The organism is Herbaspirillum sp. WKF16, assembly GCF_028993615.1.
Taxonomy (GTDB): Bacteria; Pseudomonadota; Gammaproteobacteria; order Burkholderiales; family Burkholderiaceae_D; genus Herbaspirillum.
In genome coordinates this window covers 3,556,917-3,569,079 of sequence record NZ_CP118632.1, presented here as the reverse complement: position 1 = coordinate 3,569,079, position 12,163 = coordinate 3,556,917, and the positions used below count along the sequence as shown (strand labels likewise).

The 12,163-nt window shown below is 65.4% G+C and carries 9 protein-coding genes; 4 read left to right on the top strand and 5 right to left on the bottom strand.

Going from position 1 to position 12,163, the window contains the following annotated elements; translation table 11 throughout:
• Window positions 1-24: 24 nt before the first annotated feature.
• Window positions 25-1,482, top strand: a complete 1,458-nt coding sequence (locus Herbaro_RS16140) for an efflux transporter outer membrane subunit (RefSeq protein WP_275010633.1) — start codon at window positions 25-27, stop codon at window positions 1,480-1,482.
• A gap of 73 nt (window positions 1,483-1,555) precedes the next feature.
• Here Herbaro_RS16140 and aqpZ read toward each other — a convergent pair whose 3' ends face one another.
• Both aqpZ and Herbaro_RS16130 read right to left on the bottom strand, forming a co-directional pair.
• The gene (aqpZ, locus tag Herbaro_RS16135) at window positions 1,556-2,257 is read right to left on the bottom strand and encodes an aquaporin Z (RefSeq protein ID WP_275010632.1); all 702 of its coding nucleotides are present in this window, start codon (window positions 2,255-2,257) and stop codon (window positions 1,556-1,558) included.
• A gap of 370 nt (window positions 2,258-2,627) precedes the next feature.
• On the bottom strand, window positions 2,628-3,032 hold the full coding sequence (locus Herbaro_RS16130) for a response regulator (protein ID WP_275010631.1): 405 nt from the start codon (window positions 3,030-3,032) through the stop codon (window positions 2,628-2,630).
• Between the two features lie 303 nt (window positions 3,033-3,335).
• On the opposite strand from Herbaro_RS16130, the gene Herbaro_RS16125 reads away from it, so the two are divergent.
• Complete coding sequence (locus Herbaro_RS16125; protein ID WP_275010630.1) at window positions 3,336-4,511, top strand: FAD binding domain-containing protein; 1,176 nt, start codon at window positions 3,336-3,338, stop codon at window positions 4,509-4,511.
• Window positions 4,512-4,770: 259 nt separating this feature from the next.
• Window positions 4,771-5,697 carry a LysR family transcriptional regulator gene (locus Herbaro_RS16120; protein WP_275010629.1) on the top strand — a complete coding sequence of 309 codons (927 nt, stop codon included), beginning with the start codon at window positions 4,771-4,773 and terminating at the stop codon, window positions 5,695-5,697.
• A 21-nt stretch (window positions 5,698-5,718) separates the two neighbouring features.
• Here Herbaro_RS16120 and Herbaro_RS16115 read toward each other — a convergent pair whose 3' ends face one another.
• The 3 genes from Herbaro_RS16115 to Herbaro_RS16105 all read right to left on the bottom strand — a co-directional run bounded on the left by Herbaro_RS16115 (window position 5,719) and on the right by Herbaro_RS16105 (window position 11,114).
• Window positions 5,719-7,371, bottom strand: a complete 1,653-nt coding sequence (locus Herbaro_RS16115; RefSeq protein ID WP_275010628.1) for a methyl-accepting chemotaxis protein — start codon at window positions 7,369-7,371, stop codon at window positions 5,719-5,721.
• Window positions 7,372-7,432: 61 nt separating this feature from the next.
• Window positions 7,433-9,964, bottom strand: a complete 2,532-nt coding sequence (locus tag Herbaro_RS16110) for a putative bifunctional diguanylate cyclase/phosphodiesterase (RefSeq protein WP_275010627.1) — start codon at window positions 9,962-9,964, stop codon at window positions 7,433-7,435.
• A gap of 55 nt (window positions 9,965-10,019) precedes the next feature.
• Window positions 10,020-11,114, bottom strand: a complete 1,095-nt coding sequence (locus Herbaro_RS16105; protein WP_275010626.1) for an alkene reductase — start codon at window positions 11,112-11,114, stop codon at window positions 10,020-10,022.
• Between the two features lie 107 nt (window positions 11,115-11,221).
• Between Herbaro_RS16105 and Herbaro_RS16100 the strand changes: the two genes are divergently transcribed.
• On the top strand, window positions 11,222-12,163 hold the full coding sequence (locus Herbaro_RS16100) for a LysR family transcriptional regulator (protein WP_275010625.1): 942 nt from the start codon (window positions 11,222-11,224) through the stop codon (window positions 12,161-12,163).

The following is a 12,163-nucleotide window of genomic DNA, read 5'->3' as shown; positions in this document are numbered from 1 at the left end:
TATTCCAGTTCCTACCAAGCCAACATGACCCTCAGCCGTCCACGCACATCAAGCTCAAGGCTCGCCGCCAGGCATCTGGCGCTGGCGTTGTCGGCCGCGCTGGCGCTGGCCGGCTGCGCCACGCGCGAGGTCGAGAGCGATCCGATCACCGCCATGCAGGTGCCCGACAAATGGGCCGGCGGCGCGCTGGCCGATGTCGCCCACGCCGAACAGCTGTGGCCCGACTCGGACTGGTGGAAGCAGTTCGGCAGCAATGAGCTGTCGACGCTGGTGGACGAAGGCCAGCGCAACAACTTCGAGATCGCCGCGGCGTTCTCGCGGGTGCGCCAGGCCGAGGCGCAGGCGCGCATCGCCGGCGCGCCGCTGCTGCCCAATGTCGGGCTGACCGCCAACGCCGCGCGCGACCTGCCGATCTCCGGCGGCACCGCATCCAATTCGGCCAACGCCACGCTGCAGGTCAGCTACGAAATCGACTTCTGGGGCAAGAACCGCGCCGGCGTCGATGCCGCCGAAGCCACGCTGCGCGCCAACCGCTACGACCGCGAGACGGTGGCGTTGACGGTGACCAGCGGCATCGTCTCCACTTACCTGCAGGTGCTGTCGCTGCGCGACCGCCTTGAGATCGCGCGCCAGAACGTCAGCAACGCCGAGCGCGTGCTCAAGCTGGTCGAAGCGCAGAGCCGCGCCGGTTCCGCCTCGCCGCTGGACCTGGCGCGCCAGCGCTCGGCGCTGGCCAACCAGAAGCAGCTGATCCCCGACCTGCGGCAGCAGGAGCAGGACGCGCAGACCGCGCTGGCCATCCTGCTCGGCCGTCCGCCGCAGAATTTCATGGTGCAGGAGAAGGGGCTGGCGCAGATCCAGATGCCGCGCATCTCGGCCGGCCTGCCTTCCGAGCTGCTCACGCGCCGTCCCGACATCCGCCGCGCCGAGGCCAACCTGGCCGCGGCCAACGCCAACGTCGCGGTGGCCCGCGCCGCGCTGTTCCCCAGCATCAGCCTGACCGGCTCCACCGGCGCCCAGAGCAGCGCGCTGCTGTCGCTGTTCGACGGCCCCAACCTGTTCGCCAGCATCGGGACCGGCCTGATCGCGCCGATCTTCGACGGCGGCCGCCTGCGCAACCAGCGCGACCTCGCCATCGCGCAGAAGGAGGAGCTGGTGCAGGTCTACCAGCAGCGCGTGATCAACTCGCTGTCCGAGGTGGAAAAGGCGCTGGGCGCGATCCGCAGCCTGGAAGAGCGCTATCGCCTGAAGAACGGCGAGGTCGACCAGGCCCGCTTCGCCTTCGAGCTCTCGGAGATCCGCTACCGCGCCGGCGCCGAGGACCTGATGGTGGTGCTGGACACCCAGCGCACCTTGTCGGAGGCGCAGAACCAGCTGGGCCAGATCAAGCTGCAGCGCCTGCAGGGCACGGTTTCGCTGTACAAGGCGCTGGGCGGCGGCTGGCATGACAATGCGCCGGGCAACGGGACGACGGCTCCCTGAACACCTGCGGGCGAAAAAAAACGGCGAGCCATGCTCGCCGTTTTTCATTTCAAGGCTTGCCGGCGCGGGCGCTTCACTGCTCTTTTTCGCAGAGCAACGGATGCAGCAGTCCGGCGGCCAGCGCCCCCGCCACGGGCGCGGCCCAGAACAGCCAGAGCTGCTCAATCGCCCAGCCGCCCACGAACAGCGCCGGCGCGGTCGAGCGGGCCGGATTGACCGAGGTGTTGGTCACGGGAATCGATATGAGGTGGATCAGCGTCAGGCACAGGCCGATGGCGATCGGCGCGAAACCGGCCGGCGCCTGGGGACGTGTCGCGCCGAGGATCACCAGCAGGAACACGAAGCTCAGCGTCGCCTCGGCCAGGAAGGCCGCGAGCAAGGAGAAATGGCCGGGCGAATGCGCGCCGTAGCCGTTCGCTCCCAAACCGCCGGCGGCGAGGTCGAAGCCCGGCTGTCCGCCGGCGATGCAGGAGAGCAGCGCGCTGGCGGCCACGGCGCCGAGCAGTTGCGCCACGATGTACGGGACCGCGTCGATGAGCGGGAAGCGCCGCGCCGTCGCCAGGCCGATGGTGACGGCCGGGTTGAAGTGGCCGCCGGAGATATGCCCGAAGGCGTAGGCCCCGGTCAGAATCGTCAGGCCGAAAGCCAGCGAGACGCCAGCGAAGCCGATGCCGAGGGCGGGAAATGCGGCCGCCAGCACCGCGCTGCCGGTGCCGCCCAGCACCAGCCAAAACGTACCCAGCGCCTCGGCTGTGAGTTTCTTGCTCAGGTTCATGAGGACATCCTTCCTGTAAACGGAGCCGGGAACGCCGGCGGGATTGAGGGAGGCTGCGCACGATGCGCGCGAAGTGACGATGGCGCGGCTGCAGCCGTGCCGAGTATAGGAGCGGCGGGCGCTTGCCAGCCGCCAGACGGGCGCCTCACGCGATTTATCGCGCGCTTCTTGATTTAGTTCTGTTTGCTTTTGGTTGGATGTGGAAACCAGGAAGAGGTGGGCGCCCGATGCCGACGTGTCGCGTCCCACGCAAAGGCCGTGGCGGCTTTGGCAGTAGTGTCAGTTCGATGGCGGCGCCTGGTGCGCGCGCCATCCCGAGTGAGCCGGACATGGCGGTCGTCCAGATCAGCTCGCCGCCGCCGGCGGCGACTCAGTTCGCCGGCCGCGCGCGGCGCGCCAGGATCCTGGTGATCTTGTCGTTGAGCGTCGCCGCATTGAATGGCTTGACGATATAGCCGTCGGCGCCGGCCTGGGCGGCGGTGATGACGTTCTCTTTCTTGGCTTCGGCAGTGATCACGAGCACGGGCAGGTCGGCCAGCTTGGGCGTCGACCTGATCTTCTTGAGCAGCGCGATGCCGTCCATGACCGGCATGTTCCAGTCGGTGATCACGAAGGTGACCGGAGCGGTCGCTCCCTCAAGAATCTTCCATCCGGCCGAGCCGTCGTCGGCGTCGGTCATGTTGACGTATTCGAGTTCCTTCAGCAGCCCCATGACCACGCGACGCATCGTGGCCATGTCGTCCACGACGAGAAAATGCTGCTCGGTATTTTTCATCATCATCCCCCTGTGATGTCGGTTCCAATTCAGCGCAGGGCATTTAATTTAGCGAAATTCCGGCGCCGGCGCACGGGCCGTCTGAAAATTTCTTTAGGGAAATCGGTGGGCGGGCGACGCCTCTTCCCAGACTGTGGGAGGACGGCCACGTGTGGCGTAGGCCGTTTTGACGATGACAGTTGCAACGGGTGTGCAGCGATACCGATGCATTGCGTTCCACGCAAAGGCGCTTGCGATTTCGCTCGTATTATCAGTTCAGGCGCGGGGCGTCATAGTGGTGGCATTCCAACCAGCGGTATCGCAATGAACACTCACACACTCTCTTGCGCCGACAGCCATGCGCGCCGCCCGCGCGCCATCGTGATCGGCGGATCCCTCGGCGGCCTGTTTGCCGGGAACATGCTGCGCCACGTCGGATGGGACGTCGACATCTATGAGCGCTCGGCCGGCGACCTGGACAGCAGGGGCGGCGGCATCGTATTGCAGCCGGACGTGGTCGAGGTATTCAGGCGCATTGGCGTGGATATCGGCGCCACCGCGCTGGGAGTGCGTTCCGCGCATCGGACCGTGCTCAATCCGGATGGGACGATTCGCATCAAGCGCCGCGCGCCCCAGACCCAGACCTCCTGGTCCCTGATCTACACCACACTGAAATCGTCCTTCGGACTCGGGCACTATCATCAGGGGAAAGTACTCTCGCACGTCGAGCAGGACGAGGGCGCCCGGACGGTCACGGCCATATTCGAGGACGGCTCCCGCGAAACGGGCGACTTGCTGGTCGGCGCCGACGGCGGTAATTCGACTGTGCGGCGGCAATTCTGGCCCGATCAGCTGCCCGCCTACGCCGGCTATCTCGCATGGCGCGGCCTGGTGCCGGAAGCATCGATGCCCGAATCCACGCGCGAGGCGCTGCACGGCGACTTCGGGTTTGCGAGCAATACCGGGTCGCATATCCTTGGTTACCTGGTTCCGGGCGAGAACAACAATGTCTGGCCAGGACACCGGTTCTACAACTGGGTCTGGTACCGCGTCGCCGCCCCGGAGATGCTGGCCGGTGCGATGACCGACAGGGAAGGAAAGCGTCGCGCCTATTCCGTGCCGGAAGGCATGCTCGCCACCGTGTGGATACAACATCTGCGAGAGGAGGCGACGGCGCTGTTGCCGCCCGCCTTCCGCCATGTCGTGCAGGTGACCCGCGAACCCTTCGTCCAAGCCATCCGCGACTTGGCCGTCGACCGGATGACAGCGGGCCGTGTGGTCATCCTCGGCGACGCGGCGTCCATACCGCGGCCGCATACCGCCGCCAGCACATTGAAGGCGGCGGCCAATGCGCTGGCGCTGGCCGACGCTCTCCAGGCCCATCCCGACGATATCGACGGCGCGCTGGCGCAGTGGGAGCCGGGCCAGGTCGCTTTCGGAAAACACCTGATGCGACAGGGTATCGAGGCGGGCAAGGTATTGCTTTTCCACCATCCATGACTGCATCGACGACATCGGCTCAAAGGTCGATGCAGTTTCAATGCAAGCGCCGGAACCTCAGGCCGGGCTGATCTTGTGCATCACCGTTCTCCGGAAAACATCGCCCGCCTCTTGCGGGCGTTTTCATGCCCGGGCAAATCGGCCGCGCGCGCGCCTCCGGGCATGCCGGTAAAATGAGGGGCGCCCCGGGGGGGGATCGTGATGGCCCTGGGTTTTATCGGCTTGTGCTTGAACAATTCAAAAAAGGTGCGCGACCGTTATGGACAGGTTTTCAGAATTGAAGGCATTTGCCGTCGTCGCCGGCGCCGGCGGCTTTTCCGCCGCCGCGCGCACCCTGGGCATCGCCCCGTCGTCGGTGGTGCGGCTGATCGACGCATTGGAGAAGCGCATCGGCGCAAGATTGCTCAATCGCTCGACACGCACCGTCACGCTCACGGACAGCGGTCGCCTCTACTACGACAGCGTGCTGACCATCCTGGAGCAAACCGAGGAGGCGGAGAGCTCGGCCTCGCAAGAGGGCATTCCGCAAGGACGCCTCAAGGTCTCCGCGCCGGTGACCTTCAGCACGCGCTATATCGCGCCGGCCTTGTTCGAGCTGCAAAGCCTGTATCCCAAGCTCTCGGTCTATCTCGACCTGACCGACGGCATCAGCAACCTGGCGGAGGACTCCATCGATGTCGCCATACGCATCGGCGCGCCGGGAACGCAGTCCAACCTGATTTCCCGACGGCTGGCCGGCCAGCGCCGGGTCATTTGCGCCAGCCCCGATTATTTTTCCGCTGTCGGGATGCCGCGCACCCCGGCCGAGCTGCAACGGCACGACTGCCTGGTCTTCGCGTACGGCGACGGCCGGCAACAGTGGCGGTTCTGCCTGAATGCCGATGCGGGCGGCGCGGTGGACATCGTGGACGTCAAAGGTTCGCTGTGCGTCAACAACTCGGAAATGCTGCGCCAGGCTTGCCTGGCGGGCCATGGGATAGCGATGCTTCCGGATTGGCTGGTCATGGACGATGTCAGGGGCGGACGTCTTGTGTGGGCCCTTCAGGAGTATGAGGCCAATCCCGGACCCATGGATGTGGGCATCTACGCCATGTATCCGCCGAGCCGGGAGGGGGCGCCGAAGGTGCAGGCCTTCGTCGACATGCTCGAGAAGCACTTGGCCGGCACGCTGCCTACCAGGCAATAGCCGGCGCGGGCAAGTTCCCGCTCAGGCGCCGGCCAGCGCCGGCTTGCGGTTGCCCAACTGCCGCGGTCGCCCGTGGACAGACGCGGCGCCGGCGACGGCCGCCGAGTCGGCGGCAGCGTCGGTGTCGGCCAGGTGAAAGTGACTGACCAATTCCGCCAGCGCCGCCGCCTGGTCGCGCAGGCTGGCCGCCGCCGCCGCGGCTTCTTCCACCAGTGCGGCGTTCTGCTGGGTCACCGAGTCCATCTCGGTGATGGCGATGTTGACGTGACCGATGCCGGTCTTCTGTTCGTTGGACGAATGGGTGATGGCCGAGATCATCGTCGCCACCTCGTTGACGCTGCGCACCACCTCATCGATCGTTGTTCCCGCATCGGCCACGATGGTGGCGCCCGCGCCGATGCTGGCCGAGGAGTCGTCGATCAGGATCTTTATTTCTTTCGCCGCGGCGGCGCTGCGCTGGGCCAATACGCGCACTTCGGACGCGACGCCGGCGAAGCCGCGGCCTTGCTCGCCGGCGCGGGCCGCCTCCACGGCGGCATTCAAGGCCAGGATGTTGGTCTGGAAGGCGATGCCGTCGATGGACGAAATGATCGCCTCGATGCGCGCCGCGCTGTCATTGATGGCTTGCATGGTGCCGTTGACCTTCAGCATGGCCTGGCCGCCCCGGTGCGCGACGTCGGCCGTCGCCACCGCCAGGTGGTTGGCCTCCAGCGCGTGATGCGCGTTCTGGGCCACGGCCTGGGTCAACTGCTCCATCGACGCCGCCGTTTCTTCCAGCGAACTTGCCTGCGTCTCGGTGCGGGAGGACAGGTCCAGGTTGCCGATGGCGATCTGTGAAGAGGCGGCGGCGATGGTCTCGGCGCTGCCGCGGATGGCTGCGATCATCGTCGCCAGGTTGCGCTGCATGACGGCCATGGCGTAGAGCAGGCTGGTGGAATCGCCTTCGCGCAACCGCACCGCTTGGCTCAGGTCCTGCTCGGCGATCTGCATGGCGACCGCGACCGCATACTCAGGGCTGCCGCCCAGCGCCCGGTTCAGGCTGCGGTTGACGGCCACGATGATGGCCGAGAGCAGCAAGCTCACCAGCACCATGATGCCGGCCGTCTTCTTCAACGACTCATAGAAGGCATCCTCGATATCGTCCACATACAGGCCGGCGACCAGCGCCCAGCCCCAGGGCTTGAAGCTGGCGATACGCGCCAGCTTGGTGGACACCTTTTCCTGGCCGGGACGTACCCAGAGATAGCGCAGGAAGCCCTCGCCGGAAGGCGAGGCGGCCATGCGCGCCACCTCCTGAAAGACCGGGAAGCCGGCCGGGTCCTTGAAGCCGCTCATGTCCTTGCCGTCATTCTGGGGCAGGGCGGGATTCTGAATCGCGGTGGCATCCATGCCCAGGATGGCGATGTAGCCGTCTTCTCCATAGCGGATGTCGTTCAACACGGATTTCGCCTGGCGCTTGGCCTCGTCGAGCGAGATCTTGCCGGCGCCGGCATCTTCGGCGAAGCCTTCGACGATCTTCAATGCGGCCTGGTCGACGTTGGCCAGGTCCGCTTGTCGTTCCTCATAGCGCAACTTGCGTGCGTCGAACACATGCAGCACGGAAATGGCGCAGATGCAGGTGAGGCTGGCCACCAGAGGAAGCCAGAGTTTGCGCTGGAAAGTAAGCATGGACATCGATTTCTCCCAAGTTGGGTTGGACTGTTGAATGGGGCAGGGTGCGGGGGCCGGCGCGAGTTCAGGTGGCGCAGGGCGCGGCATGTGCGGCGGCGGTCATCAGCAGGCGCTGGCGTGAAAGCAGCAAGGCGGCTTCCTGATGGGAGATGCCCTTGCCGAAGTAATAGCCCTGTGCCTGGTCGCAGCCGTGGTTTCTCAGGAAATCCAGCTGCACCCTGTCTTCCACGCCCTCGGCGACGATATTGCGATTCATCGCGTGGGCCATTGCGATGACCGCCTTGACGATTTCGGCGTCGTCGCAATCGACCGAGATGTCGCGAATGAAACTGCGATCGATCTTCAGCGTATGAATGGGAAAACGCTTGAGGTAACTGAGACTGGAGTAGCCGGTGCCGAAATCATCCATCGCCAGCCGCACGCCCCTTTCGCTCAGCGCGTTGAGGATGCCGACCGTGGATTCGGGGGAGTCCATGATGACGCTCTCGGTAATTTCCAGGACCAGGCAGGACGCGGGGCAGCCGCTCAGGGCGAGCACCCGCTTTACCGTCTCCACCATGTCCGCCTGCCTGAACTGGGCGGCGGACAGGTTGACCGACATCTTGATGTCCCCGGCGCAAAGGCCTTCCTGCTGCCAGGACACCAGTTGCCGGCAAGCGGTCTCAAGCACCCATTCGCCTATCGGCACGATGAGGCCGGTTTCTTCCGCCAGCGCGATGAACTTGTCGGGAGAGACGACCGCCTCGCCGGGCGGCTGCCAGCGGATCAGCGCCTCGAAGCCGATGATATGGCCGCTGGCGATATTGACCTGCGGCTGGTAGACCAGGTAAAACTCCCGCCGCTCCAGCGCCCGCCGCAGGGCAGCTTCCATGCGCAGGAAACGCAGGGCATCCTTGCTCATCTCATTGACGTAGAAGGTATAGCGGCGCTTTCCGCTCTGCTTGGCCTGGTACATCGCGGTATCGGCATTTTTCAGCAGCGTGATGCAGTCTGCGCCGTCGCGGTCGTACATGCTGATGCCGATGCTGCCGCCGAGGAACAGCTCATGGCCGCTCAGCAGCATCGGCTCGCAGATGGCGTTGAGGATCTTGTCCGCCACGGCAGCGACATTCTGCTGCTGCCCGGCGTTCACCAGCACCACGACGAATTCGTCGCCGCCGAGGCGGGCTACGGTGTCGCCCGCCCGCACCGAGTCCTGCAGGCGGCGGGCTACCTCGATGATGACCTGGTCGCCCACGTCATGGCCCAGGCTGTCGTTGATGGTCTTGAATCGATCCAGGTCGATGAATAACACGGCCAGCGTCTGGCGCGAGCGCTTTGCCTGGTGGATGGCCGTGGCCAGCCGATCCATCATCAGGCCCCGATTGGGCAATCCTGTCAGCAGGTCGTGATTGGCCAGGTGCCGCATCCGGCATTCGGCCGCCTTTCTTTCCGTGATGTCTTCGATGGCCGCGATGAAGTGGGCCTCCCCGCTGCCTTCGCGCATCGACGATACGGTCACCTGGCCCCAGATGGATTCGCCGTCCTTTCGCACATAGCGTTTTTCGGCGACATAGTCCTGGATCTCCCCGGCCAGGATGCGCCGGGTCATGTGGTCGTGGTCGCAGTGCTCGGCCGGATCGGCAAGCTCGCACAGGTTCATGCCCTGCATTTCATACGCGTCATATCCCAGCACCTGCTGCAGCTTGCGGTTGCTGCGCAGGATGCGGCCTTCCGCGTCGAAGTGCACCAGCCCTACGGCGGCCTGGTGGAAGGAAAGCCGGAACCGTTCCTCGCTGTCGGCCAGGGCGGTCTTCGCCTCCAGCACCTTGGAAATGTCATGGGCGACGAGCAGCAGCAGGTGCTCGTCGCCGTTGTCGAATCGCGAGAGGCCGAACTGATAGTGGCCGCAGCGCTCGCGGCCGTTCTCGTCGACCAGGTTGATTCCCTGGTGCGGCAAGCCCGTGGAAATCACTTCCTTGGCGGCGCTGTATAACGCCGGCACGTTGAAGACCGAATTGAGGGGAATGCCTTCGACGTCGTCGTCGGACGACATCCCGAAGATCCGCCTGATGACAGGATTGGCGGCGCGCATGCGACACTGGGCATCCATGACGAGCAGGCCGTTGGGGGTGTAGCTGAAAATGTGTTCCGAATAATTGCGATAGCGATCCAGCAGGCGGCGGTCGGCGGCGATATGCGAATCGATGATGGTGGCGACATCGCGAAACGCCCGCGTGAGCAGCGAATTGAGGAAGTCCGGCCAACCCTCGTGGAGCCGGGCGCCGGCGGCATCGATACCGGGTATGAGCTCGCGCAGGTAGTCGCGGCAATCGCCGATGTGGGCGAGCGCCATGTGCGGATGGGCCTGGTCGGCGTCTTGCAAGGCGATGCGCAGGCGATCAAGAGCATGTTCGCCCGGTGTCGCCGTGGACGGCGGCGCGCTCCAAGGGAAAAGGGACGACCGGGCGCCCTGGCCGATTTTCCCGATCAGCCGCCTGGTTCGGCGCCGGCGTATCCGGCTCGAGCGTGTCGCGCTTGCGGCGGCCGGGCCGCCGTTACCGATCCGCTGCCGCGTTGAAGGGGGCAGCATGAGCCAACGGGCAGTTCGATTCATCGATGCATCTCCAACGTGGTGAAGAAAGATGTACTTGGGACTTGGCGCAGGAGGCTCAGGCCAGGGCGGGATAATCGGTGTAGCCGATGGCGTCGCCGCCGTAGAAGGTGACCGGATCCGGTTCGTTGAACGGACCACCTTGGGCGATGCGGGCCACCAGGTCAGGGTTGGCGATGAACTGGCGACCGAACGCGGCCATGTCGGCCTTGCCTGAGACGAGCAGTTGTTCGGCCTCCTCAAATGACAGTCCCGCATTGGCGATCAGCACTCCATCGAAATTCGGACGAATGATGTCCAGGATGGCGCCCATGTCCCGGTTGCCGCCCCATGCGTTCGTATCGGCGGCGTGGATGTAGCCGATGCCGGCCTCGTCGAGCATGGCAGTGACGTGCGTATAAGTCGCGCGGGTGTCCGCATCGATGGCGTTGTTGTACAGGGCGAATGGCGACAGTCGCACGCCGACCCGGGCGGCAGGCACCTCTCGCAGCACGGCTTCCAGGATCAGGCGCAGGAAGCGGGCCCTGTTGCCGATGCTGCCGCCGAACTCGTCGGTGCGGCGATTGACGTGCGAGGAGAGGAACTGCTGCGGCAGATAGCCGTTAGCGGCATGGATCTCGACGCCGTCGATGCCGGCGGCCATGGCGTTCCTGGCGCCGATGCGGAATTCCTCGACCGTCTGGAAGATTTCATCGACGCTCATGGCGCGTGAAGGAGAGGCTGCGATGCGCGTGTAGTAGCCGTTGCGCAAGGCGCCATAGACTTGCAGCGCCGCAAGGTCTTCATTCATCGCGGAGGGCGACAGCGGCGCGGCGCCGTCCAGCAGCGCGTAGGAGCTGGCCCGGCCGCTATGCCACAGTTGCATGAAGATGCGCCCGCCGGCCTCATGGACGGCGGATGAAACGGCTTTCCATCCCTCCACCTGCCCGCCGGTGTAGATGCCCGGCGCGTCCTCGAAGGCGGCCGACATCGGCGAGACATTGGTCGCCTCGGCGACGATCAGGCCGGCCGAAGCCCGTTGCCGGTAGTACGCGGCATTGAGGGCCGTGGGGACGCCGTTTGCGCCGGCGCGGGCGCGCGTCACCGGCGCCATGGCGACGCGGCTGGAAAGTTCAAATCCGCCGAGACGGATGGGTTGGAGCAGTGCATTCATGGCAGGCGGCGCATTCAAGGAAAGAGGCGCCCACTGTAGCCCGCAAGCTCAGCACTGATAATATGCCCGGATTAGCTAAGGCTCTTGCGTGAAACGCAAAGGTGCTCATGAATAAGTTTGCCGAAATGCAAGTCTTTGTCGCGGTGGCCGACACCTCCGGTTTTTCCGCTGCGGCGCGCCGGCTGGGGTTGGCGCCCTCATCCGTGCTGCGCCTGGTCGATGCGCTGGAGGAGCGCCTCGGCGCCAAGTTGCTGAACCGCTCGACGCGCAGCGTCACCCTTACCGAAGGCGGCCGCAGCTTCTATGAGCGGGTTCAGCTCATCCTCGAGCAACTCGATGCCGCCGACATCGCGGCTGCGGCGCTGGACGAAGAGCCGCAGGGCGTTCTCAGGGTGACGGCGCCGGTGACCTTCAGCACGATGTACCTGATGCCGGTGTGTCGCGAATTGCATCGCCGCTATCCGCTGCTGCAGCTCGATCTGCAGCTGAGCGACGGCATGAGCAATATGATCGACGAGTCCATCGACGTGGCCATCCGCATTGGCGCCACCGGCGACCAACCCAACGTGATCGCGCGGCGGCTGGCATCGCACGACCGCGTCATCTGCGCCAGCGGCGAGTACCTGCGTGCGCGCGGCACGCCCCAAAAGCCCTCCGACCTGCTGGCGCACCACTGCCTGCAATTCTGTTACGACGGGCCCAGGCGCGGCTGGCGTTTCCGGCGTATCGGGGCCGCCGGCGGCGCGATCGAGGAGGTCAACGTACAAGGGAATTTTTTTGCGAACAATGCCGAGATGTTGCGCCAGGCCGCCGTGAACGGCCGCGGCGTGGCGATGCTGGCAAGCTGGCTGGTGGGTGCCGACCTGAGCGCCGGTCGGCTGGTCGGCGTGCTGGGCGAATTCGAGGCCAACCCCGGCGCCATGGACGTCGGGATGTTCGCCATGTACCCGGCCAACCGGCGCGGCTCGGTGAAGGTGAAGGCCTTCATCGACCTGCTCATCGAGCAGCTTGCCGCGCACCCCGGGATCGCCGATAGCAGCCGGCGCTGA

What these genes read in the sequence shown, in the direction of transcription:
- Herbaro_RS16140 (WP_275010633.1), top strand. Translation starts at nt 25, where the DNA reads ATGACCCTCAGCCGTCCACGCACATCAAGCTCAAGGCTCGCCGCCAGG.
- aqpZ (WP_275010632.1), bottom strand. Translation starts at nt 2,257, where the DNA reads ATGAACCTGAGCAAGAAACTCACAGCCGAGGCGCTGGGTACGTTTTGG.
- Herbaro_RS16130 (WP_275010631.1), bottom strand. Translation starts at nt 3,032, where the DNA reads ATGAAAAATACCGAGCAGCATTTTCTCGTCGTGGACGACATGGCCACG.
- Herbaro_RS16125 (WP_275010630.1), top strand. Translation starts at nt 3,336, where the DNA reads ATGAACACTCACACACTCTCTTGCGCCGACAGCCATGCGCGCCGCCCG.
- Herbaro_RS16120 (WP_275010629.1), top strand. Translation starts at nt 4,771, where the DNA reads ATGGACAGGTTTTCAGAATTGAAGGCATTTGCCGTCGTCGCCGGCGCC.
- Herbaro_RS16115 (WP_275010628.1), bottom strand. Translation starts at nt 7,371, where the DNA reads ATGTCCATGCTTACTTTCCAGCGCAAACTCTGGCTTCCTCTGGTGGCC.
- Herbaro_RS16110 (WP_275010627.1), bottom strand. Translation starts at nt 9,964, where the DNA reads ATGAATCGAACTGCCCGTTGGCTCATGCTGCCCCCTTCAACGCGGCAG.
- Herbaro_RS16105 (WP_275010626.1), bottom strand. Translation starts at nt 11,114, where the DNA reads ATGAATGCACTGCTCCAACCCATCCGTCTCGGCGGATTTGAACTTTCC.
- Herbaro_RS16100 (WP_275010625.1), top strand. Translation starts at nt 11,222, where the DNA reads ATGAATAAGTTTGCCGAAATGCAAGTCTTTGTCGCGGTGGCCGACACC.